Source organism: Fulvivirga sp. M361 (assembly GCF_007097395.1).
Classification (GTDB): Bacteria; Bacteroidota; Bacteroidia; order Cytophagales; family Cyclobacteriaceae; genus Fulvivirga.
The window spans coordinates 431,150-455,606 of the sequence record NZ_VKDC01000005.1 but is presented as its reverse complement, the minus strand read 5'-3'; the positions used below and the strand labels follow the sequence as shown (position 1 = coordinate 455,606).

Sequence of the window (24,457 nt, the reverse complement as noted above, 5' to 3'; positions counted from 1 at the left end):
GAAATGAAAATATATAAATCAACGATTTACATCCTGCTATACCTGTTGCTTGTATCTTCTTCCTGCGACGATTTCTTTGATGTAAATGATACACCTAATAATCCGCTTTCTGTTCCACCTGAAGTTATTTTGCCTTCCGTTTTAACAGGTGCCGCTTTTGCCAACGCTAATGAACTGAATAGGTTTGGTTCGACAATAATGAATTATATGGCTGGTGCCGGCGGCGGCCCAGGTGCTTATGACATTTATAATGTAGATGGTTCAGATTTTAACAATCAATGGGAAGGAGAGATCTACGGAGGAGCGCTTATTAATGGTAAAGAGTTAATAAAATCTGCGGAGGCAGTTGGCTCCAACGCATATATTGGTATAGCTAAAATAATGATGGCCTATACCACGGCATTAGCCACGGATCTGTGGGGCGATATACCTTACTCAGAATCATTGGACCCTGAAGTGCCACAGCCCAGGTATGATACGCAACGTGATATATATCTTGGAAATGAATCATTGGGTATTCAAAGTTTGTTTGATCTGATCAGGGAAGGTTTAGCTGACCTGGATAAAACCAGTACGTCTAAACCAGGCACGGAAGATATTGCATACGGAGGTGAATTGGATGAATGGAAAAGAGCTGGTAATACGCTAATGCTCAAGTTGGCAATGCAAATAAGTGCGGTAGAACCGGGCATTGCCACCCAGGTAATCAATGAAGTATTTACAGGGAACAACTTTATTATTTCTAATGATCAGGATCTGAACGTTAAGTTCGGATCATCGGTAGGTAGTCAGAGCCCGATCTATACGTATACGCGTGTAAGTATCTTTCAAGATAACATGATCATGAGTGAGACTATATTAAATGAGCTCAATGCAAGAAATGATCCAAGACTGGATGTTTTTTTCACGAACCCTTCAGGCAGTTATGTAACGATCCAAAACGGGTTTAATGGAACACTTCCAGATGCCGAAGATTTTTCGAGGTATGACAGTTATGTTGTCGGTGAACAAGGTGAAGGTCCGGTGAGATTATTGACCAATTTTCAACGGGCTTTCATCTTTGCTGAAGCTGCGTTGACGTTAACTGGTTTTAGTGATGCGGGTGCAGGACGTGCTCAGTTTTATTATGATCAGGGGATACGAGCCTCTATGGAGCTTGCTGGTTTTGAAACCGCGGCTATAGACACCTACCTGGCGGCTAATCCTGATGTAGCATTGCTAAACGCTGATCCTGAAGAAGCTTTAAAACAGATCATTACTCAAAAGTGGATTGCCTGGACGGGTAATGGTTTGGAAGCTTACAATGACTGGAGGCGAACGGGATATCCTGAATTACCAGAATCTTTAAATGCCCAGGGCGTAGATGGCACCAGGCCTGTGAGAGTGGTTTATTCCAATGAAGAGATTGCAGCCAATCCAAAGGGTCCCGGAGTGATCCAATCAAACGTGAAGGTTTGGTGGGACGTGGATTAGTTTTAAACATTAACAGAATTCAACATGAAGAAAATAGCAAAAATAGCAATTACCTTACTGCTTGTAACTATGCTTGCAGCGTGCGAAGATGACGATTTTGGCACCTTTTTAAGACCAAATTTCCCTGAGATCCCCGTCACTTATACAAATGCTACTACTTTCGGTGGGAATCCATTTATAGAGGTGTCACTGACTGGAACAGGTGATATACAGTTCATTATGGAAATACCGGAAAATAGTGGACGTACCATCCGTGAACTTAGGAAAGTAGCTGCAGGTACTACTTCAATTAATATTGCATCATTAAATGATGAGCCTAACTTCCTGGATGCGGCCATATCCGGTAATAGCAACAGGATAACGTTTGAAACTACCCTGGCTGAGTTCAAAACAAAAAGAGCAAGTGTGTCAATGGATGAAGAAGATATACTCGGTTTTATCTTTGAGCTGGTATTAGATAATGATCAGGTTATTATCCCCATAGAGGTGGAGGTCAGATTGACCGAATAAGTAGATAACAAAAGAAAAGAGGTTAGATGACATGCCATTTAACCTCTTTACATACTCTGAGTCGTATGTTTCTTCACGGCGTGAGTTTGCCTTGAATAACTCCTGAAATCCATGTTTCAGCCGGTTTTATATCGTGAAACACCTTGAATGTATAACCTCTTTTATCGCATATGGATTGCCAAAATTGTGCGATTTCCCGACTGCCGGGATTAATAACACCGGCCATAATAATGGTTGAAAATTCGGGTATTTTACTCTCGTAAATTTTAATGATGTTATAGGCTTCCGTTAGCGGTACATTAAATCTCACTTTCCTGTAATCAGCCAAAACATAAGGGGTTCCATATTTGACTATGCTGTCCTGTATTTTTTTGGTGCCTTCCACAATTGAAGTAAGGTCTTTTCTAACTCCTTCAGCTTCGACATAAAGATAGCCTTCCCTCTTCTCAAATTTGAATGCGTCTTCCATATTAAACAAAAATAAGCTATCGTAGTCACTTGATTCAAATGATTTTACCCTTCATATTTAACAAGTGTGCTTTAAAAAAACCTTTCGAAGAAAGATCGAAATAGGTTGCGGGTTGAGTTGGGACAGAGATCGGATTTGTAAAGATGTCCCAGGGTAAAAAATAACTCTTACTTTAAAAGGACTATGGGAGATATGTTATGGGAATGGGTCTCTGGGCGCCTTGATGTAGAATTGTCAGAAGCTGTTCCAACCTATTTTATTAAAATTAAATCTAAATCAGTTTTGTCGTAAACCACTGCTCCTGAAGTCATTGGTAACCTTTTTTTAGCTTTCCAACATGCCAAAGCGTCGTTTAACTGCTTTCCGGTATTTTGAGACAGGAAATCCCGGACATATTGTGCGCTGCAATGGATCTTTTGAAGGCAGGGTCTTTTTTACGTTCTTCCAGTTCTGCCCATTTGGCTATCGCATCGCCCAGTGTCTTGCCACTATTGTTTTTTATCCACTCCATAAAGTCACTATGACAGGTAAATTTTTTACCGATCTTTGATTTCATGAAATTTCTAAAATTAGGCCCGAAAGATACATTGTCGGTGATAATGGTATAGATAGATAAGGCCGTTTTTGACCAATCAAAGTTAGAGGTTGTCTTTTTTGAGCGCTCACGTGGTAATACCTCACCATTATGATCAAGTGCGTGCATGATGCGATCTCTCAACTCGAATTTACTACCTGAATAAGGCAACCCTGATTGTTTGCAGATATCTTCCATTTCAGCTTTTGACCAATACCATTGATTGAACTCTTCTCCGCTTTTTATAGCTATAAATGTGGGTCTTTCCATATATTCTTTCCTACAATTACTTAAACCGAAAAATCACAAGAAAGATATACCGGTATGGGAAAATAAATCGGCTTATGTGCGGTTTACTTCTTTTTTTAGCATGAAATAAAGTGGATTTTAGCAGCACTGGCTTCGTAATTATCAACCTTTTAAGAGGAAAAAGCAAGGGTACATTCACTCTGTATTATTGTATGCTATACAGATAAAAGCAGTACTTAGTATATTGCGCCTTTTAACGCTAACATCATGCAAAAACCTGATATTCTAGACGAGCTTAAGAATTCTTTGGAGAGTAGAGTGAAGCTGGCAGTGACCGACATTGACGGTGTACTTCGAGGTAAAATTATTCATAAACAAAAGCTCCTGGATATTCTGGAAAAGGATATGGGCTTCTGCGATGTAATCTTTGGATGGGATGTACAGGATGAACTGTACGATAAATTCAGTGTTACCGGCTGGAATACGGGTTTTCCGGATGCACGGGCTACTGTTGATGCGAATACATTTAGAAAAATACCATGGGAAGGATCTATCCCATTTTTTCTGGCTGATTTTAGCGTGTCAGACCACCCGGCATGTCCGAGGTCATTATTGAAAAAAGTGCAGCAACAGGTAGATAAGGCAGATTACCAGGTAAAAATGGCTACGGAGTTTGAATGGTTTAATTTTTCAGAATCACCTCAAAACCTGGTAGATAAGGCTTTTCATCATCTTGATCCTGTCACGCCAGGTATGTTTGGTTATAGCATATTACGACAATCACAAAACAGTGATTACTTCAATGCACTCTTTTCCGGATTATCATCTTTTGGAGTGCCGCTGGAAGGCATTCATACAGAAACGGGCCCCGGTGTATATGAAGCATGTATTCAACACACGGATGTTCTGGAGGCCGCCGATAGGGCAGTGCTTTTTAAAACGGGTGTCAAAGAGATTGCATTGAAAAACGGGCTGTTAGCCAGTTTTATGGCGCGATGGAATAATCAGTTACCTGGATGTAGTGGTCATATTCATCAAAGCCTTTGGCAAAATGGAAGTAATGTGTTTTTTGATAAAGATAAGCCTGGTGCTATTTCTTCTGTCATGGAGAGTTACATTGCCGGTCAACTGGTTTGCCTGCCGGAGATACTTCCTATGTATGCACCTACTATAAACAGTTATAAACGCCTTGTAGAAGGAGCCTGGGCACCTGTTAATACTACCTGGGGTATTGAAAATCGTACCACAGCGCTTAGAGTGATTAATGCCAGTGAAGGTGCTATGCGCTTGGAAACCAGGGTGCCGGGCGCTGATATTAATCCTTATCTGGCAGTAGCGGCAGCGCTTGCTTCCGGTTTGTACGGCGTCACCAAAAAGTTAAAACTTGATCAACCTGCTACTCAGGGGAATGCATATAAAGATACAGAAAGCATTCGCTTACCTGCTGACCTGACCACAGCCACGGCAAAGATGAAAAAATCTGCGATTGCTGAAGAGCTCTTCGGTGCTGAATTTGTAGCTCATTTCGTAATGACCAGAGAATGGGAGTGTCGACAATTTCAAAAACAGGTGACGGACTGGGAATTAAAACGCTATTTTGAGATCATTTAATTTTTTGTAATGCATAAACTCATTGATTTTTCGCAGATCGTGCAGCTGGCCTGGGAGGAGTACGATAGCTCCAGGAAGATAAAATCCATAGAAGACATCAGTGCTAAGGTGTCTACTAACCATGTTTACATGATCCGTTTTGAAGACGAAGGTGTCATTATCGCTAAGCTGTCTTATTTTGGTAAATTTGATCATTTTAAGAGTGACCACACGATTATCAATGCCCTGGCCAATAACCTTCCAAAACCATTTGAAAACTTTCTGGCCAAATCATTGACCAAGTACGGAGAGCTTTTCACGTATCGTTACACGGATAGTATTTTGGATGCGTGGGTAGTTTTTTATAATCCAATTCAGATTGATCTAAGGCCTGAACGAAAACAAACAAAAGATCACATTACTGTGCTGGGAAAGGAACTGGCTAAATTCCATAAAGCATGCCGTACGGTAAAAAATACTTTGCCTCTTGAGTACAAACAGACTGGGAATGATGTGAATCTCCTGTTGGAAATACTGGAAACAGAAAATGGTCAGTTTGAGCACCGGGGACATGTGGATGATATCAGAAGGCAGTGCGACCTGTTTTATGAAAACTGTGATAAAATCGGTATCGCTCATCTGGAGTCTATTCCTGTATTTGTGGATTGGAATATTGGTAATTTTTCAGTGACCAAAGACTATACTTTTTTTAGCAGGTGGGATTACGACTGGTTTAGGATGAGCACACGAGTGATGGATTTTTACTTTTTCAGCCGCGTATGCTCTTCAATAGGAGACCGCACTGTTTTCAGCTATTTACTGGATCCGTTAATGGAGGAGCGGTTTGCGTTATTTTTGAAAAGTTATCATAGCATATACCCTCTTACCCGGCAGGAAGTCCTTTTGATCAAGGAGGCTTACCGTTTTTTCATCTTGAATTATGTGATCAAAGATGGACGCTATTTTTTCCATGAGGTATATGCCGGTCGATTACAACAAGAGGCTCACGAACTTTACTTCCCTCAACTGGATGCCGCTTTCAATGAAGATAAACTACTGAAGACCCTTGACCTGTAAACTATGGAATTAACTGACTTTAAGATGGTGGCGAGAAAGTATGAAACTATTTTTTTTGATGCCTTCGGTGTATTAAAAAACCACAAAGGCCTGATCCCGGGAATAGGAAATACATTTCAATACCTAAACCAGCATGGAATTGACTTTTATGTTTTGACGAACGATGCTTCCAGAAGCCCTGCTGAACTGGCGGCATCTTATGAAGATCTTGGGATATATGACATAACGGAAGAAAAGATCATTTCGTCCGGAATGTTGGCACGTGAGTATCTGAAGTTAAAAGTAAAGTCAGGTACCGTAGCTTATCTGGGAACCCGGCAATCTGCACATTACATAGAAACACTTGGGCTTAAAACGGTGTCTATCGCTAATGTGGACCTGGAAAATGCTTCGGATATTCAGGCTCTGGTTTTTCTTGACGATGAAGGTTTTGACTGGAGAGAGGACCTGAACAGGTGTATCAACCTCTTACGTCAGCAAAATATCCCGGCCATAGTATGTAACACAGACTACTCTTATCCTGAATCCAGGAAAGAAGTTGCTATTGCCATAGGTGCGCTGGCCCATATGGTGGAGGACATAGTAGGCAAAAAGTTTATCAAATTCGGTAAGCCTGATGCCCAGATATTCATTTTTGCCTATGAACATGCAGCGAAAAGGGGTGGGACTACCGATAAAGACAAAATACTTATGGTAGGAGATACATTGGTTATGGACATCCTGGGGGGGAACAAATTTGGACTGGATACAGCATTAGTGCTTACGGGTAATACGCTCACCAAGAACACGGAAATGAGGATCAATAGCCTTGGGATAATACCTACTTTTGTTTGTGAATCAGCGGTCATTGACCAGTAACAACTTGCATTGGTAAACAGTATTATTCGAACTGAAACCCTTCAACAGGCGAAGAGATATCTATCAATGTTCCGTCCGGGTCAGTTATCAACATTCTCCGTTGACCGTAAAAGGTGTCCTGTGGCGGGTCCACTATTGGATATCTCGTTTTTATAAGTTTCTGATGTACTGTTTCAACATTATTTACCACAAAGGTCAGGTAGAAGCCGGAAGCCTTATGTTTATACTTTTCAGGCACTATGTCATGACTTCTTTTTACTATTCCAAGCTCCAGGTGGTCTGACTGCAATAACATAAACCAGTCACTTTCAAAACTCTTATCCAAACCAAACAATTCGCAGTAGAAGTCTGCACTGCGTTGTAGATGATCGGAACAAACATTAGTAATAAAACGGTTAACTTTCATTTGTATTTAATTCGTATTTATTCTTTGAAACTAAAATAGCCAATGAATAGCGGGCATCATTGTAAAAAATCGGCGTTTTGCCTGATTGCCTGAGGTTGGAACCGTTAGACATTTCAGGTTAATCTTTTTTAACTGTAGAGATATAGTGTTTTGGAGATTGTCCGGTAAAATGTTTGAAATCTCTGTTGAAATGAGCCTGATCGTAATACCCATGATCAAACGTCAATGTTTGCAGATCGGTACAGGGAGTTAACCTTTCAGTAATACACCTCATGCGAGAAATAGTAGCATATTTTTTGGGAGAACACCCAACTGCACTTCTGAAACGTTTTTCCAGTCTGCTTTGACTCATACATAGTTCAAATGCTAAATCAGTGATCTTCACATTTCCATTTCGCTTTTGGATCCATAGAGCGGCCTCTGACATAAGGTTATCGACTTTGTCTGACTTGAGCCTGTTCAGAAAAAATGAATCTATCAAAGTGATCCGTTCCTTATTCGAGTTGGCTGTTATTAACCGTTCTTCGGTAGCCTGGATTTCAGAAGGCAGGTAAAAGGTATCTAACGCAATGCTGGTCTGAAATACTTCATGTAAGGGGATATTAAAAAAGGCTGAAGCGCCTACGGGGGTGAAATATACCAGTATAATGCCAAAGTCAGCACTATTTTGAAATGTACGGTAGGTCCCACTCATTCCAGTCAGGCATAATCGTTCCAGACGCTTTTCACCTTTATCAGCCAGCCAAAGTTTACCGCCATATTGAAACCCCATCACTACAGAAAAATCCGGTAGAACAGTAGAGACATACTGTGCTGCAATAGCATTAGCCTGATAATACCGGATAAAGGGGCGTAACGTGATATGGGGTATATAACGTGCTGATTGAAACATTTTTACCTGCGATTTTTGGAACTCACTTTCATTAAAGATAAATTACTATTGATTATTAGAGAACATGAAGTCTGTTTCTTATTTCTAACACTGCTTAAATTATCTGTGCTATGCCTAAAATGAACATTGACCGGTCAATACTGATCAAGGCCAAACCTGATCAGGTATATACAAAATTGAATGACTTTAATCATTGGAAGATGTGGTCGCCCTGGTTGATCATGGAACCTGAAACCCGGGTTACTGTGTCCGATGATACTAAGTATTATGAGTGGGAAGGAGACAGGGTAGGGTCAGGTAATATGAAAATAACCAATGAAGTCTCCGGTACGTCCATCGATTTTGATCTGGAATTTCTCAAGCCTTGGAAGTCAACTGCTAAAGTGAGATTTGAACTTATGCCAGAGGGGGATGATACAAGAGTTAAATGGTCCATGGACAGCAGTCTTCCATTCTTTATGTTTTGGATGAAGAAAATGATGGTGGCTTTTGTAAGTATGGACTATGACAGAGGGCTCCAACTATTAAAAGATTATGTAGAAGACGGAGAAGTGCATTCCAAACTCACTTTTAAAGGCAAAGAGGCCTATCCTGGTTGTAAGTATATTGCTATAAAAACTACATGTACTATGGATGAAATAGGCCCTCAAATGGAGAAAGACCTGGGTAAAATAGGGGCTTATATAGAAGATAAAAAAGAACTTGTGGCGGGTAGTCCTTTTTCCATTTACCATAAATGGGATATGGTAGGCAAGAAAGTGGTCTATACCTCGGGCATACCGGTTACTGAAATAAGAGATGATCTGCCTGAAGGTATGATCACAGGTGAGATACCTCAAACTGAGGTATATACTTTAACCCATACAGGACCTTATCTTCATTTAGGTAATGCATGGTCAACATTGTATAACATGGAAAGGGCTAAAGCTTTTAAGGCCAACAAAAAAATAGACCCGTTTGAAACCTATGTAAACGACCCCAGGGAAGTGTCAGAACATGAATTAGTTACAGAGGTGCATTTTGCAGTAAAGTAGACCTGTTATCAATAATGTCGTCAAACCTTAACTACAACTTAAGCTGGTCTAATTCTTCAGAGGTGAATACCTGCTGGATCTTTTGAAAGAAGATCCTTTCTTCTTTTCTAATATGTTTTTCCAACGTGTTTCCAAGATGATTCAGCTGTTTTTCACTAACGTTCCGGCTTTGTAGCTTCATAAAGAGATTATCCAGGTGAACGCGTTCCTGCACCATTTCACGAATGAGTTCATCAAGTGCCTGGTCTTTACCTGCTATTTGAGGAAAAAGTATTTGTTGTTCCACCTCGAAGTGTTTTTTTAATTTCTCGTTGTAAAAATCGAATGCGTAAGCTGTTTTGTCTTCCAGTAATGTAGGATATCCCTGTATTGCAGGAGCATTTTTTTTCACCATTAAGGCAACAAACAGAATGCTCCTGTGGAAGCGTGAGAGTGGTATTAGACTAGGGTGACGGCGCATGTGATACTTTCAAAAATTCGGTTACCTCCATTCTATGGTAATGAACCGATTGGTTTTTTTAAACTTCTGAGGGATACCTCTTTGGATCGATTTCCTGAGATTGGATAATAATAATTCTTTTGTGAAACTATGATGTACTACTAAACTCACTTCACGTACCGGTTCGGGAGCACTGAACCGGCGGATATTTTCAGGGTCTACCTTCGGATCTATGGCCAGTTCCGGTACTAACGTATATCCTGATACATTTAAGATCATCTTCTTTAGTGTTTCTATAGAACCACTTTCAAATGAAACTCTTTCCAGGGCGGAGAGATCTGCTGTTTTATTGCACAAGTTCAATATCTGGTTTCTAAAACAATGTCCTTTGTCAAGTAACCAAAGACCAGGTTCGTTTATAGTTTCAGCTTTTACTTCTTCCAGCGATAGTATAGGGTGGTTTGGATTGGCGTAAATTAAGAACGGTTCATAAAAGACTGAAATTTCGCGGATCTTCGGTTCGTTCAAAGGAGTGGCCATTATACCAATGTCCAAATCATCATTTAAGATGTCTAAAATAATTTGTTCACTCTGTATCTCTTTGATCTGAAGGTTAATGTTGGGATGTTCTTTGGTGAAATCTTCAAGGAAAAGGGGTAATAAATAGGGTGCCATTGTAGGAATAACACCTATACGATAGGTGCCCTCCAACTGATTACGGTCTTTGTTGACCATTTCTTTTAACATACTGACATCCATTAGGATCTGTCGGGCATTTAATATGAATTTTTCACCCATAGGAGTAGGCTTGAGAGGTTGGACAGAACGGTCGAAAATGGTAAGCCCTATTTCATCCTCCAGCTTTTTTACCTGTAATGTTAACGTAGGCTGCGCTACAAAACAGCTTTCCGAAGCGCGTACGAAGTGTCTGTGTGTGTCCAGTGCTACGATATACTGTAATTGCTGTAAGGTCATTTATAATTTAAATATTTTATTGAAATTATTGATTTGATAAATATATGTATAAAATCCAGCTTTGTCCAAGACCAAACGTAATAAATCTATCATGACACGTAAAAGACTAACTACTTCTGCCGGAGCGCCCATTTCCAACAATCAAAAATCATTGACCGCCGGAAAAAAAGGCCCGGTATTACTGCAAGATTACCAATTAATAGAAAAACTGGCCCATCAAAACAGGGAACGTATCCCGGAGCGTGTTGTGCACGCCAAAGGATGGGGAGCGAAGGGGACTTTCACGGTCACTCATGACATCACTAAATATACAAGAGCCAAATTATTCTCTGAAGTGGGCAAACAAACTCCTTTAATCACCAGATTTTCGACAGTTGCTGGCGAATTAGGGGCTGCTGACACAGAACGTGATGTTCGTGGGTTTTCCGTTAAGTTTTACACAGAAGAAGGCAACTGGGATATGGTAGGAAATAATACCCCTGTTTTCTTTATCCGGGATGGTTACAAATTTCCTGATTTCATCAGAACACAAAAACGTCATCCAAAAACCAATCTTCGTTCTCCTGAAGCGATGTGGGACTTTTGGTCACAAACGCCGGAAGCATTGCATCAGGTGACTATCTTAATGTCTGATCGCGGTATTCCTAAAACTCCTATGCATATGAATGGGTATGGATCACATACGTTCTCTTTTTGGAATAACGATAACGAGCGTTTTTGGGTGAAATTTCACTTTAAAACACAACAGGGACATGCTTTTTATACTAATGAAGAGACAGCCCATGTTATAGGTCAAAGTCGTGAAAAATATCAGGAAGAGCTTTATGGCGCCATTGAAGATGGAAACTTTCCAACATGGAAGCTATACGTACAGGTAATGCCGGAAAAAGATGCTGAAAAAACACCTTATAACCCTTTTGATGTAACTAAGGTTTGGCCACATAATGACTACCCACTCATAGAGGTAGGTGTAATGGAACTGAATGAGAACCCGGAAAATTATTTTCAATACATTGAAAACGCCGCTTATTCACCTTCCAACGTAGTGCCAGGGATTGGTTTTTCACCGGATAAAATGCTACAGGCGCGGATATTTTCCTATGCCGATGCCCACCGATACAGATTGGGAACGCATTATGAAGCTTTACCTGCTAATACTCCCAAGTCTGAAGTAAATCATTATCATAAAGACGGTTCCATGCGATTTTTTGAAAATGGCAATAGCAACCCTGACGCTTATTATGAGCCAAACTCGTTCAACGGACCTGAAGAAGATCCATCCGTAGCAGAACCGCCAATGGAGGTCGACGGAGATATTCGTCGCTATGAAGACAACGACGAAGTAGGTAATTATCAGCAGGCGGGTGACCTGTTCAGGTTGTTTAATGAAGATCAGAAAAAGAGGCTGTTCTTCAATATTGCAGAAGCCATGCAGGGCGTTTCTGAGGAAATCGTTGAGAGGCAGTTGGTGCATTTTGACGGGGCAGACCCTGCCTACGCTGTAGGGGTCAGAGCGGCACGTAAGGCACTCAATGAGGATAGTGAAGAGGTTGTGGCCTAGCGAATAGTTATTTATGCAGGTGCTGTATTCCGAAGAGGTCATTTCTGCTACGGCACTTACTTTTTTCTAATATCAAATCAGTATTACCATTCGATGTTCGTAGTCGCATGTGATACTGTAACAAGTTTTAATTGCCAACGAACAATGTACTTCATCTCATTTTGATGAACTAACTACTACCGTCAAAAATGAAAAAAATGTTAAGAGCGATAAGTATATCACATGAATCAGCATCATTGACCTCACGTGAATACTATTACCTGAATACATCGGCCAAAGATTACCTCACAACGGCTATAAAAGGTAGTTTTCGTGATGTTAAAGGGTTAGTACTTCTATCTACCTGTAATCGTACTGAGATCTATTTTGAATCAGATACCACGCTGGCTTCTGATGTTGCCTGCTTTTTTGTTCAGGAATTGAATCCCGGAGCAGTCTGGTTGAAGGAAAAAGAAAAATTTAAATGTTTTGATAATTCTTTAGATGCAACACACCACTTACTTTATGTAGCTAATGGCTTGAAATCAGCCGTAGTAGGAGATGGTCAGATCCTTTCACAGATAAAGCAAGCATATCGTCTTGCGTTAGATCATGGTTTGCAGGGCTCAGTGCTGGAGCGAGCATTTCAAGCTGTGTTCAGGAGCCACAAAAAAATATCTAATACTTCTTCTTTTCGTCACGGATCCAGATCTACCGCATACCGGGCTTTAAAATTAATTCAGAAAAACATGGGAAGGTTGTCTGTCCGGGACAAAAAACTGCTTGTGATAGGCGCTGGTGAAATTGCGTCCGATGTATTGAAATATCTTGTGAAATTTCCATTTCATGAGGTATACATTGCTAACAGAACCAGCTCAAAAGCAGTGAAACTGGCTAAATACTACGGTATGAAAATATATGAATGGGAAAAGGTAGAGGCAGCTGAGTATAGTGGTTTTGATGCTATTATTACAGCGGTCAGCAATAGAAAAGGCCTTATCAACAAAGATTGCCAAACGTTAACTGAATCTGTGGTTATTACGGATCTTGCTTTACCGGCTAACGTAGATGACGGTCTCAGAGAAAAGCCTGGTCTGTCCCTTTATAACATTGATGAAATCACTGAAGGAATAGAACAAAGTGAATACATACATTCCGGAGTTATAGCCCTGATAAATAAAGCTATATATAGTGAATTACAACTTTTTGAGCAGTGGGTGAAAAGTGCGGGAGTACGAGCTTTTCTTCGACACTATAAAAAGCGGGTCATTCGGTTAGTTGACCAAACCATTGACTCCATTCCTGAACTGGACCCTGATCAAAAGGAGGTAAATCACTGGATAAACCAAATGGTTAGAAAAGCTGTGCACAGATATTTATTTATACCTGGTACCACTATCAGACCATCGGTGAATAATTTTTTATCTGAATTTCAACAGGGTTTTCCTGATACAAAATTATTGAATTATGAAAAAGACTGGAATTATAATCGTTAACCTGGGTACCCCTGACTCTTTTGCTACTAAAGATGTAGCAAGATACCTGAAAGAATTCCTGATGGATAAGCGTGTCATAGACGTGCCCTATTTGAAGCGTGTTCTTTTAGTAAAAGGTATTATTGTGCCGTTTCGTGCTCCAAAGGTGGCGCGTGAATATCAAAAGCTATGGCTTAAAGATGGTTCGCCACTATTAGTACATGGCAAAAGGCTTGTATCAAGACTAATAAAAAAGTTCAATAATGCTCCGGTAGAAATTGAGCTGGCGATGCGATACCAAAACCCATCCATTGAACGGGCGCTCGGAAACCTGAAGGAAAAGAATGTTGATAAGATCATAGTATTTCCATTATTTCCTCAATATGCTTCTGCTACAACAGGGTCTGTTGCTGAAAAGATAATGGAGATCGTTTCAGAGTGGGAGGTAATTCCATCCATTGAATTTGTGAATTCATACCATGATAATTCGAAGTATATCGATGCTCTTGTGGATAAGATCAAACCCGATCATGAAAAGTATGCGCCAGACCATGTGTTATTCAGTTATCATGGTATCCCTGAGAGGCATTTGAAAAATATAATAAATGATGATGCCGGGAAATGTGATTGGCCCAATTGCGGGTGTGAAAATAAGGCCCTTAATAAACCATATTGTTATCGGTCAGCTTGCTTTAAAACCTCAGAACTGCTGGCTACAAAGCTTGGCCTTTCTATGATGGATTTTTCCACTTCTTTCCAAAGCCGCTTAGGAAAAGACCCCTGGATAAAACCTTATACAGATGACACTATAAAGCATTTGACAGTGCAGGGAGTAAAAAAACTTCTGGTAGTGTCACCTTCTTTTGTAGCAGACTGTCTTGAAACTACACTGGAAATAGGGGAAGAGTATAAGGAACTTTTCTTATCCGAAGGTGGTACCGCATTTAACGTGACAGCATGCCTTAACAGTGACGATAGTTGGGTGTCAGCTGTACACGATATGCTTAGCCGGACTATGACAAAACACAAACACAATGATCCTGAAGTTGTTCCTTTTAATGAAACCAACAAACTAGTAAATTATGGCTGATATATTTAACGCTACAAGGGAAGGTGATTTAGAAAGTGTTAAAATGTTTTATCAAAAAGATCCGGGTGCTATCAACCAGGCAGACCCCAGGGGATATACTCCTTTGATCTTAGCCGTGTATAACGACCAGATAGAAATAGTAAATTATTTGATTGAAAACAATGTAGAAATTGATGGTAAAGACGGCTCTGGAAATACAGCGCTCATGGGAGCGGTGTTTAAAGAATACCCTGCTTTAGTTATGAAGTTACTCGCTTCAGGCGCCAATATCAATGAACAGAATTATACCGGTGCTACAGCGCTTACTTTCGCGGCTACCTTTGGCAAACCCCAAATGGTCCATGTACTCATGGAACGTGGAGCAGATGCTACAATCAAAGATTCCAGAGGGTTAAGCCCTTTAGATCATGCACGGATGCAGGGAAATACATCTGTGGAAGAGGCATTAAAGGTAAGTAAGCGTTAGTCAATGCCTATACACCTTTTGGTTTGATTTGCTTTATGCTGTTAAAAAACAAGTTCTTAATTCAGCAGATATTACCTTTCTATTTGTATTACCGTAAGGTGTATTGACATTTAATATTCCACCTACGTTAGGATGAATATTTTGTCATACACGGCAGGTCGTAGTCTCCGCGTTCATAATTGGTCTACACGATAATAACTTTGGTTATAGGTATGCGTTTGATAAACTTTTCACCTGATTTCAGATGCAGATGATCCCGGAGCTAGTAGTTTCCGAATAAATGGTAACTTTGTTATCTATAACGAAAGCAATGGGAAGAGTTGGAGCCCTGCCATCTCGATTGATGTTTCATTGCTGCCCTGTTGTAGTTTAGAAGTAAACCCTTATACCCCCATGATAAGAGTCTCCTATTGTAAAAGGACATGTTGGTTATTGTCTGTTAGGCCCGAAGGCCAGAAGCTGGTCTTGGCCCTCACTAAAAGACAGGTGAATGTAGCGCCCTGTAATCTGAATGTTGTTCTTACATTTTTGCCCATCAGAAATGAATGGTTTCATTAACGAATTTTCCGAACATGAAATCGCTCATAATTACTTTAATGTTTGTATCGGCAGCTTTGAATTGCTTAGCACAGGATGGTTCCGTCAAAGGAGTAGTAACGGATCAGAGCAATGAGACTTTACCCGGGGCCCATGTTAAACTCTTAAGTCCGGATTCACTGGCTGATCGTACTACGATAACTAATATGGAGGGCCTCTTTCAATTTCAAGACCTGAAGTATGGAATGTACACATTACAAATCTCGTTCATCGGTTTTGACGAACTAAATATGGCGGTGGAATTGAGTGGAGAGCAAAAAGAATTGGACCTGGGAACACTCAAAATAAAGGAGAAAGAGATACTACTTAAAGAACTTGAGGTAACAGGTGAGCGTATCCCTGTAACGGTCAAAGAAGATACCGTTGAGTATGACGCCGATGCATATAAAAATAATCCGAATGAATCACTGGTAGGATTATTGCGTAAAATGCCAGGTATCCAGCTAGACGAAGAAGGACGACTTTTTGTGAATGGGAAAGAAGTGAAAAATGTGATGATAGATGGAAAAACATTTTTCATGAATGACCCTAAAACGGCCATTGAAAACCTAAACTCTGATATTATAGATCGGATACAAATGATTGACCGAAAATCTGAACAATCCCGGTTTACAGGTGTGGAGAATGGAGATCGTGAGATGACACTTAATCTGGTATTAAAACCTGACGTCAGTCGGTTTTTTGGTAATATCTCAACGGGTTATGGTACGGATGATCGCTTCCGGTCAAAAGGTAACTTCAATGTATTAAATGAACGTTCACGAATATCAGTGATAGGTTCGGCCGATAATGTAAATGGATTGGATATTGATAACCCTTCCAATCGATCCATTTCTGCTAATGGTATCACTACTGCAGGTACAATGGGTGTTAATATAAATACCGATGCCATCAAAGGGTTTGAGCTAAATAGCGCGTATAACTACAATCGTCGAAGAAATGAGGTGCTGAGTAATTCGGAGAGGCAAAATTTCCTGGAAGGCAACTTGTTCGACCGTTTAGAAGAACAAGATAATGAGCAAAAACAAGATGGTCATAACCTGAGTGTTTTCCTGAATCAGAAGCCTAAAGATAATCGCCATTTTGGAGTAATGCTGAATATTAACAGGTCGGCCAATACTACGGATAATCAGACCAGTGGCTCTTCTATTGATACATTTGATGAGCTAATTAGCAGGAACTTAAATTCTAACGCCGGAGAAAACGATACCTGGGCAGGTTCCGGGCAACTTTTTTATTTCAAAAAACTTGGAAAGGAAGGGAAAAATATTCTGACGGGTTCTTTACGTGCCAACTATAATGACAATGAAAGTGATCTGAGCCTTATCTCCGAAAATAGTTTTTTCCGGGAAGTGGATACCACTGAATTCATCAACCAGGAGCAGGTACAATTGAATGAAACACTCAATTTAACAGGTTCTCTCTCCTATCTTTATAACTTTAAAAAAAACCAGTTTATTAGCTTAACCTATTCCATTAGAAGCGATCAGGATGAAGTATCACGTGATTTCTTTGATCTGCAATCGGATGGCGGGTTTTTGCGTAATGAAGAACTTAGTACCGCCTATGACCGTGATTTTCTGGCGAATCTTACTGGCCTGTCCTACAACCGGAAGTTGAAAAATGGATTTATTCAGGCAGGCATGAATGTACAGTATGCCACCCAGAAAGGAACTATTGAAGACCAGCAAACTGGTATTAACAACAGTTTTCTAAACCTGCTTCCTGAGGCACGGTGGAACCTCCAGCTTTCAGGTTCCAAGAACATTACTCTGGCCTATACCACTTCGGTCCAGATCCCTACGCTGGAACAGTTAAATCCAATAACAGATAACAGTGACCCGTTTTTACTGCGTAGCGGTAATCCTGACCTGGAAGCCGGCTACAATCATAACTTACGTTTTTCGTATCGATCACATGACCCTGATAAAGGTATTTTATTTTTTAATTATACGAATATTTCTTATGCCAGAAATGGTATTTCACAACTTACCAACGTGGATTCATTACTTCGGCAGACCACTACACCTGTGAATGTAGATGACCAGGTGAATGCTGGCAATAATTTCGCATTTGAGTATCCCATAAAGAGGGTAAATGCTAAAATTGGGGCCAATTCCAGTATTTCCTATGGTCGTGGTATATTGTTTGTGAATGAAGTGGAGAATACTACGAATCGTTTGAACTATACGCTTGGACTAATACTGGAAAACAAGAATAAAAAGATATACGACTGGGCAGTTAACCTGAAGTATAACAATAGTAATACTACCTACTCGGAAAATACTGATTTGGATCAGCAATTCAGCAGCTTTAACTATGCTGCTCGTCTTGGGTGGAATATAACCAGTAAATGGCGTGTAAATTCCTCTTTTACCCTCAACGAATATTCCGGAGCAGCTTTTGATGGAACAACACGTATTCCTGTTTGGACTGCTACATTTGCCAGGTCGGTACTGAGCAGCAAAGGCGAATTACAATTATCAGCTTTTGACTTACTCAATGAAAATCAGGGTGTAAGCAGGTCCAGTGCCATCAATTACCTGGAAGAACGACGTTTTAATACACTAAGCAGGTATTTCATGGTATCGTTCCGATATAATCTGGGACGTAATGTGAAGAGTGAGTGATCAAAATTTCTTGAAAATCGACGTGATTGCGTATGAAACTGAATATGGTTAACTTCAATGGGGAGTAAATAATTGATATTAGGAGGAACCGTTGCCTGGATATACCGCAGAATGGGTCGTAAAAGAATAATCTTTTGGTTGTTGTACTTGAGCATCACCCCCGCTTTACAAGCGCAGGTTGGCCGGTCTGCTACTGATGCATATCAAGCTGGTGTGGAGGCATTGGATCAAATGGACTATGCCATGGCGCTGGAAAAGTTTGATGAAGTACTTTTTCATCAGCCTGACCTGGCAGATGGATATTTCAGGCGTGCCGCTGCGAAGGTTGGTTTGAAAGCCTATGAGCGTGCATTAACAGATTACACCATCCTTTTAGAGCTTGAACCTAACCATCATGAAGGGTTATATGCCCGTGCTTTGTTACAGTACCAATTGAAAAAATACACTGCTGCCCGCGAGGACCTTGTTTATTTGAGATCACTGCCAGGTGGTGAGACCAATACGATATTTTTTGCCCAACCTCGTTACGGTAATGGTGTGACTGGTGTACACACGGTCCAGGGAACTAACCCAGCCTATATTTACAACTACCTGGGCCTTATTGACAAGGAACTGGGTAAATATGATCAGGCACTTACTTACTTTGATTCTGCGGTGACTTATGCACCTGGAAAGGTGGACCACTACCTGAACCGGGGGCTGACTTACCAGGAAAAAGGAGAACTTGCATTAGCTGAAAAGGACTACCTTAAAGTCTTGTCATTAGACAACGAGCATGGGTTGGCCAAATATAACCTGGCTGTTTTGATGCAACAGAAGGGCGAAAGTAAAGAAGCAGAAGACTATTTCACTCTGGCCATCGAAGCCAATCCAAAATCACCTTATCCATATCGTCAAAGGGGATATCGTCGTATTAAGGAGGGGAATTTTAAAGGTGCACTTGCAGATCTGGACAGTGCTTTGTTCCTGAATAATAGTGACGTTGAGACCTGGCTTAATAAAGGTATTGCTTTAGCCAAACTAAAGTTATGGCAAGAAGCCGTAAAAAGTTATTCTCAGGCGATTGACCTGGCACCGGATTTTGAAAAGGTTTATTTAAATCGTGGAAATACACTCTATCAACTTGAACTATACGAAGAGGCCCTGGAAGACTATGAGGCAGCGCTTAGACTTAGCCCTGCTTATGGTATGGCTTTGTATCATAGAGGCTTGGTGTTTCATAAGCTGGCAGATAATGAAAAAGCCTGTGCAGATTTGAGGATGGCAGTACAAGGTGGCATAATACAAGCGCAAAGGGCACTGAAAAAGATATGCCGTGATGAATTATAACACCATAATCTGTAATTATCAAACTGAGACAATTAATTTAATTGATACGCCAATAATTGATAATGTATTTTAAGCTCTTGCAGACCTTAATAACTCTCAAAAATACAATCTTCCCCTTTTCATTCATTTTATGTGTGCGTTTATGACCCATTTGAACTTAATCCAATCTGGTTTTCAAACTACATGCACATGAAGTTTAATGACAAAAAAAGGTAGGGATAGGGGTCTATTATGAACTGGTTTACTTTGTGAATGGATTAGTACCTGTTGAACTCTAATAAAATAAGAGGCTATCATTAAGGAACTTCTTTAGATCATCTTTTTTAATGTCGAGTGACTCTGCACAAATATTAAAAGGGGAACCGAAATTAGTGAGATTAAACTGTAAGATCCTTTTTCGAAGAGTACTGACTTCCCGTAACAACCAATATTCCGGGTTTGTAACCGCAACAATCAGAACTTTTCGGTCAGCGATCATGGTATCTCTAAAACCAAGTATGGATTCCCAATCAATGATAACATCATTCCATTTTTTTGGATTGAGATGCAGTCCTTTTGAGCTTATGATCAGGGCTACTTCTTTTTTTATCATATGTCTGGTCGTTACAAAAACGACATAACTAAAAATTGGTACACTGATTATTCCTATGCCGATCACCAATACCGTACTATTGAATACCGGGTTGATAAATACTTCCGGATGGATAATAAAAAAGATGCTTAGCATTAAGAATGCAGTGTAAATAGAGAAAAGTAGTATGGCTTTTTTGTTACTGTTATATATCTCAATAGTTTTCATTTGTCTCGATTCTTTTATTTGTGCTGTTTAGGGAATCGTTCTTGTTGGTAAAACCATGTTTCATAGGTTGAGTGTTGATGAAGATAGAGTAACGGTCTGGAATTCCTGAGTGTATTTAATTGGGAAACCCCTTAGCGCTTCAGTATCCAATCTGGCTTTTCACTGACTTTCATCCTGTTATGTAAATAGTTATAAGAGCTGAGTGCGGTGCAGGCTATGGGTTGTTTAAGGCAGGCCTTGAAGTCTGGCAAGGTTGGTTTATGGAGAAGACTTTTTTATAACAGCCTGGGCATAGACATGAAGAAAGGCCCATACGAACTTCAATATGAGCTTTTCATTCATATCTGGTCATGCATTTCCAGATTAACCGGTATAAGAATTCGCTAATCCAGTAAATAAAGCATGTCAATGACCTACTGCCTTGCTAATCCTCTACTATAAACTGGAAAGATCTTGTCTCACCTGATTCATTACTGAGAATGGCGTGGTAAACTCCCGCTCTGAGGTGGGTTGTTGAAATAACCAGTTCGTTGATACCTGCTTCCACTGAATATGTTTGCCTTTGGGAAGAGATAGGATAAAGAGAATTGGTGACCATTAACTCAACCTTACCGGGCCTGGTAGCTTCCAGATATATGGTAGTAGACGATACAGTAGGATTTGGAGATAAAATGGCTTGAGATAAGACAGCCGTGTTTCTTACTGCTTCCGGTTCATAACACGGCTCGTTGGTTTGATAACGACCTCCTCTTTGCTCGTATGTACTTACTCTAATTCCGGTTTCCTGTGGGGCAGACTCATCTCCACATCCCGTTACCTGGGTAACCGTGTATGTATAATAATGACACTGTTCAAAGTTTGTATCCACAAATATATACCTGGTGGACGTTGGTTCAGTACTTTCATATGCGAGATCTCGCTTATTGACCAGGTATGATGTTGATTCCCCTGAATCTGAGACCCGGTAAATGGTGTATGCAACGATGTCATTATCGTTATGACCAGTTGCGTTGAACTTCAATTCAACCCCTGTACCAGCTACCAGTTGACCAGTTAAGTGGTCAGGTGTAACTGCAGGAGGAGGTTCACCCGGAGTTCTTGGGGTGACGGTGTAGACATAATCATACTTTGATCTGGAAGCGCACGCGGAATCATAGGAATAGATGCGATAGGAATAGTATTCACCATAGACTATCCCTCTTCTATCTGTAAAAGATGTGGCCAGTCCTACATCTGTACTGCTGTGCCCCATCCGTACGACCTCGTAGCCGGCAGCACCCTCAGTACCATCCCATGAGATACGTAACGTTAGTTTATGTGTTTCGGCGCATTTTTCCTCAATTACTTCCATTACCGCATCTGTTACGGGGGTAGCGTCCGATATTTCTTTTGATTTGGAAGTTTTCTGGGAAATGAATTGATTATGTATCAGGGGAAGTATCATTTTTACTGCATACGTCTTTTTGTCTTCTTGCGCATCGAGATTAACTTTTCTTAAGTTATCGTCATGAATGGTTTGAACCAGCTGACCTTCTTCGAAAATCTCGTAAAAAATATTACCGTCGTTGTAGGTGCTGGAAGGGTTTGTGCGTTCCCATTCCAACTCAACCTGATTGCAATGATATCTTGCAGATAAATTTTGTATTTGGGCTATTTCAGGCAAATGTGTATTGGAATTAAGATCCCGGCTTTTAAAGTTTCTAAGTGTATAGGTTCCTTTTTGTGTTGTGTTACGTGCTTTGATCCAGGTAGCAAGCCCTCCTACACCAAAATCGAATGTTTTTCCCAGGAAATCTTGAGGAACATGCCAGATAAAAGAGATGAACATGTTGCGTCTGGCGGGTTCAGAGACCGGATAAGCAGGAGTAGGGTCATTAGATGTTTTAAAGTTACTGAATGCTGAAAAATCATAGGTATCCTTAGGCACCATATTAATATTGAAACCACGCCAGGCTTCAGCAGTGTACTGACCGCTTTGATATTCGTTTTGTCTGCCTAGTTCTATGTACATAATAGGGATCTCATTACCTGTGTCATTATCGATAATAATGAGCTGTGTACGATTAGCTCCTAGGGTGTGACTTCCTGCGGAAACAATGTAGTGAGAAGTTCTGCTTTTGACAGTTTTGATTATTTCCCCATAGACGTTCATTTCAAAATAAATGACGCCTTCATCTGGTTTATATTCTGCCTTCTTAACGCTTATAGCACCTTGATTCAACAAGTGTTGAGTTTGCCCGAGAAGCATATGACTGGTGAGAATAAAAGAGAATAATAATAAAATTATGGCTGGTGTTTTGTGCCTTGTTTTATCTAAGTATTTCATTGGGCAAGGGATTAAATTGTAACATTTAATGTTTTTGTTTGATCACAATGAAACCTTTTTATTGTCTTGAAGTCTATTCTTGGACATGGACAAAACAATGGACATATTAATGGACATGTCAATAAAAAGCTGACTGCCAGCATATGGGGGGTGGGTATTTACGCTGAAAAGATTTGGATAAAGTTCGGTGAGCAGTATTTGTCTGTATAAAATAAATTCAAATCGATGGGACCAGAACCACGCTGATTTATACTACCCGAAAAGAAGATTGCCTGCTTCTATACAAAAGCTTCAGCGAAAGTATACAATCGGTGTTGTTTTCTAAATTTTATTGATAATGCCCATTGGACGTACTTCTAATCTGCCACCTTCTTCCAGGTTAAACATAGGGTTTGCTTTAGCTATGGAAATAGCTTTTTCCATATCTTTTGCCAGTATGTGGAAAAAGCCTGCTACCGTTTCCTTGGTTTCAACAAAAGGGCCGTCAGTGATCTCACCTTTTTTTCCAATGATCTGCCTACCAATATCTGCCAGCGGTTCAGCCGATTTGATCTTTCCCTGGCGGTCAAGATCTTCCAGGTAGGCCATTACATCATCAATATGTTGCTGTTTTTCTTTTGTAGAAAGCTTACCCAGATGCGTTCCATCCGGGTAAGCCAGTGTGATAAATTCTTTCACTGATAGATCAGTTTATTCCTTCAACCTTCATGACAGGGCGAATTTCCATTTCCCAGGTAGCATCCTCAAACCGTGGATCCGCTTTTACTATGTCGATGGCTTCCCTAAGGTCATGGGCCGTGATGATGTAGTATCCGGCTATGGTTTCTTTCGTTTCCACGAATGGACCATCTGTAAAGCTTCCATTTTTCCCATGAATAACGGCCCCCTCCATCTCCAAGGGTTCTGCTGCCTTCATTTTGCCTTCTTTCATCATTTTTTCTATGAATCCACCTACTTTTTGGATGTGTTTCATTTGATCTTCCTGGGGTAACCTGGTGATCGGGTTACCCTCTGCTTTTATTAAGGCTACATATTCTTTCATTGCTACTGAGTTATTATTTTCAATACTACGTTTGAGGTGTTCCAGGGTCTGCTTGTAATACCCATCTATCATTGGCACTAACTTTTTACTTGTTGATGGGGCCAACAGACTAAACTTCACATTCCAAATTATACGACTTTGATGGCCATCTTCAATCACCTGGAATGTTCCTTCAGAAGCTGTAATAGGCAAAGGAACCTGTAACTGTTTATAACTGAAAAGACGTTTTTCTTCATAAAGAAGGGTGATTACTTCTTTGATCTCCGTACCATCTACGGTCGTGCAGGTTCTGTTGTTGCCTTCCAGTACGGTAGAAGTAACTCCCGGTACCCATTGGTCACAGGCTGCCAAGTCCCCCACAATTTTCCATACTGCATCAGCAGAAGCGTTTATTTTAAAATCATAATTCAATTTGGTCATTTTTTGGATTTTGTTCCTTGGTTTTAATTCATTTTCTTTTTGCGTCGAAGCGGCCTCCACCGATAATTGGGCAGAGCAGGTCATAAAAAGACCTAAAATGAAACTGGGTGCTTTGTTTTTGATCATAGTTTTACTTTTTAATGGTTTACCTGCTTTACAGACAAATCGAATTAAAAAGCATGGACACGATTGGCGGA

22 protein-coding genes are annotated in these 24,457 nt (G+C 40.3%); 12 read left to right on the top strand and 10 right to left on the bottom strand.

Features of this window, described 5'->3' with window-relative positions:
• The first annotated feature begins 3 nt into the window (after positions 1-3).
• Both FNH22_RS07120 and FNH22_RS07115 read left to right on the top strand, forming a co-directional pair.
• Positions 4-1,473, top strand: a complete 1,470-nt coding sequence (locus FNH22_RS07120; RefSeq protein WP_143397644.1) for a SusD/RagB family nutrient-binding outer membrane lipoprotein — start codon at positions 4-6, stop codon at positions 1,471-1,473.
• Positions 1,474-1,497: 24 nt separating this feature from the next.
• The gene (locus tag FNH22_RS07115) at positions 1,498-1,983 is read left to right on the top strand and encodes a hypothetical protein (protein ID WP_143397643.1); all 486 of its coding nucleotides are present in this window, start codon (positions 1,498-1,500) and stop codon (positions 1,981-1,983) included.
• Between the two features lie 73 nt (positions 1,984-2,056).
• Here FNH22_RS07115 and FNH22_RS07110 read toward each other — a convergent pair whose 3' ends face one another.
• Entirely contained in the window at positions 2,057-2,452 is a 396-nt protein-coding gene (locus tag FNH22_RS07110) for a hypothetical protein (protein WP_143397642.1), read from the bottom strand.
• 352 nt (positions 2,453-2,804) lie between these two features.
• Entirely contained in the window at positions 2,805-3,296 is a 492-nt protein-coding gene (locus FNH22_RS07105) for a DUF6434 domain-containing protein (RefSeq protein WP_143397641.1), read from the bottom strand.
• Between the two features lie 246 nt (positions 3,297-3,542).
• On the opposite strand from FNH22_RS07105, the gene FNH22_RS07100 reads away from it, so the two are divergent.
• Genes FNH22_RS07100 through FNH22_RS07090 form a run of 3 tightly spaced genes read left to right on the top strand, consistent with a single transcriptional unit; the run spans position 3,543 to position 6,800 of the window.
• Positions 3,543-4,886 (top strand): glutamine synthetase family protein, encoded by a 1,344-nt coding sequence (locus tag FNH22_RS07100; RefSeq protein WP_143397640.1) that lies wholly within the window; start codon positions 3,543-3,545, stop codon positions 4,884-4,886.
• Between the two features lie 9 nt (positions 4,887-4,895).
• Entirely contained in the window at positions 4,896-5,942 is a 1,047-nt protein-coding gene (locus FNH22_RS07095; protein ID WP_143397639.1) for a hypothetical protein, read from the top strand.
• A gap of 3 nt (positions 5,943-5,945) precedes the next feature.
• Positions 5,946-6,800 (top strand): HAD-IIA family hydrolase, encoded by an 855-nt coding sequence (locus FNH22_RS07090; protein WP_143397638.1) that lies wholly within the window; start codon positions 5,946-5,948, stop codon positions 6,798-6,800.
• Positions 6,801-6,822: 22 nt separating this feature from the next.
• Here FNH22_RS07090 and FNH22_RS07085 read toward each other — a convergent pair whose 3' ends face one another.
• Both FNH22_RS07085 and FNH22_RS07080 read right to left on the bottom strand, forming a co-directional pair.
• Positions 6,823-7,206, bottom strand: a complete 384-nt coding sequence (locus tag FNH22_RS07085; protein ID WP_143397637.1) for a VOC family protein — start codon at positions 7,204-7,206, stop codon at positions 6,823-6,825.
• Between the two features lie 118 nt (positions 7,207-7,324).
• Positions 7,325-8,098: a helix-turn-helix domain-containing protein gene (locus tag FNH22_RS07080; protein WP_143397636.1), complete on the bottom strand. Its 774-nt coding sequence runs from the start codon at positions 8,096-8,098 to the stop codon at positions 7,325-7,327.
• A gap of 110 nt (positions 8,099-8,208) precedes the next feature.
• Here FNH22_RS07080 and FNH22_RS07075 point away from each other — a divergent pair, with 110 nt between their 5' ends.
• Positions 8,209-9,132, top strand: coding sequence for an SRPBCC family protein (locus tag FNH22_RS07075; protein WP_143397635.1), 924 nt, complete (start codon positions 8,209-8,211; stop codon positions 9,130-9,132).
• Positions 9,133-9,163: 31 nt separating this feature from the next.
• Here the strand turns inward: FNH22_RS07075 and FNH22_RS07070 are convergent, their stop codons facing one another.
• On the bottom strand, positions 9,164-9,526 hold the full coding sequence (locus FNH22_RS07070; RefSeq protein WP_185154108.1) for a hemerythrin domain-containing protein: 363 nt from the start codon (positions 9,524-9,526) through the stop codon (positions 9,164-9,166).
• 87 nt (positions 9,527-9,613) lie between these two features.
• The gene (locus FNH22_RS07065) at positions 9,614-10,546 is read right to left on the bottom strand and encodes a hydrogen peroxide-inducible genes activator (RefSeq protein WP_143397633.1); all 933 of its coding nucleotides are present in this window, start codon (positions 10,544-10,546) and stop codon (positions 9,614-9,616) included.
• 91 nt (positions 10,547-10,637) lie between these two features.
• On the opposite strand from FNH22_RS07065, the gene FNH22_RS07060 reads away from it, so the two are divergent.
• The 6 genes from FNH22_RS07060 to FNH22_RS07035 all read left to right on the top strand — a co-directional run bounded on the left by FNH22_RS07060 (position 10,638) and on the right by FNH22_RS07035 (position 19,673).
• Entirely contained in the window at positions 10,638-12,107 is a 1,470-nt protein-coding gene (locus tag FNH22_RS07060) for a catalase (protein WP_143397632.1), read from the top strand.
• Positions 12,108-12,295: 188 nt separating this feature from the next.
• Complete coding sequence (locus FNH22_RS07055) at positions 12,296-13,582, top strand: NAD(P)-binding domain-containing protein (protein ID WP_143397631.1); 1,287 nt, start codon at positions 12,296-12,298, stop codon at positions 13,580-13,582.
• Complete coding sequence (hemH, locus tag FNH22_RS07050) at positions 13,554-14,651, top strand: ferrochelatase (RefSeq protein ID WP_143397630.1); 1,098 nt, start codon at positions 13,554-13,556, stop codon at positions 14,649-14,651. Before FNH22_RS07055 ends, hemH begins: the two co-directional genes overlap by 29 nt.
• Positions 14,644-15,117 (top strand): ankyrin repeat domain-containing protein, encoded by a 474-nt coding sequence (locus FNH22_RS07045; RefSeq protein ID WP_143397629.1) that lies wholly within the window; start codon positions 14,644-14,646, stop codon positions 15,115-15,117. The genes hemH and FNH22_RS07045 overlap by 8 nt, the downstream gene beginning before the upstream one ends.
• A gap of 572 nt (positions 15,118-15,689) precedes the next feature.
• A complete protein-coding gene (locus tag FNH22_RS07040; RefSeq protein ID WP_185154107.1) occupies positions 15,690-18,344 on the top strand; it encodes a TonB-dependent receptor in 2,655 nt (884 codons plus the stop codon).
• A gap of 111 nt (positions 18,345-18,455) precedes the next feature.
• Positions 18,456-19,673, top strand: coding sequence for a tetratricopeptide repeat protein (locus FNH22_RS07035; protein WP_143397627.1), 1,218 nt, complete (start codon positions 18,456-18,458; stop codon positions 19,671-19,673).
• Positions 19,674-19,947: 274 nt separating this feature from the next.
• Here the strand turns inward: FNH22_RS07035 and FNH22_RS07030 are convergent, their stop codons facing one another.
• From FNH22_RS07030 to FNH22_RS07015, 4 genes are all read right to left on the bottom strand, one after another.
• Positions 19,948-20,472 carry an STM3941 family protein gene (locus FNH22_RS07030; RefSeq protein ID WP_143397626.1) on the bottom strand — a complete coding sequence of 175 codons (525 nt, stop codon included), beginning with the start codon at positions 20,470-20,472 and terminating at the stop codon, positions 19,948-19,950.
• A gap of 424 nt (positions 20,473-20,896) precedes the next feature.
• A complete protein-coding gene (locus FNH22_RS07025; protein ID WP_143397625.1) occupies positions 20,897-22,798 on the bottom strand; it encodes a hypothetical protein in 1,902 nt (633 codons plus the stop codon).
• A 321-nt stretch (positions 22,799-23,119) separates the two neighbouring features.
• Positions 23,120-23,476, bottom strand: a complete 357-nt coding sequence (locus FNH22_RS07020) for a YciI family protein (RefSeq protein WP_143397624.1) — start codon at positions 23,474-23,476, stop codon at positions 23,120-23,122.
• Positions 23,477-23,483: 7 nt separating this feature from the next.
• Positions 23,484-24,386: an SRPBCC family protein gene (locus tag FNH22_RS07015; protein ID WP_143397623.1), complete on the bottom strand. Its 903-nt coding sequence runs from the start codon at positions 24,384-24,386 to the stop codon at positions 23,484-23,486.
• Positions 24,387-24,457 lie beyond the last annotated feature (71 nt).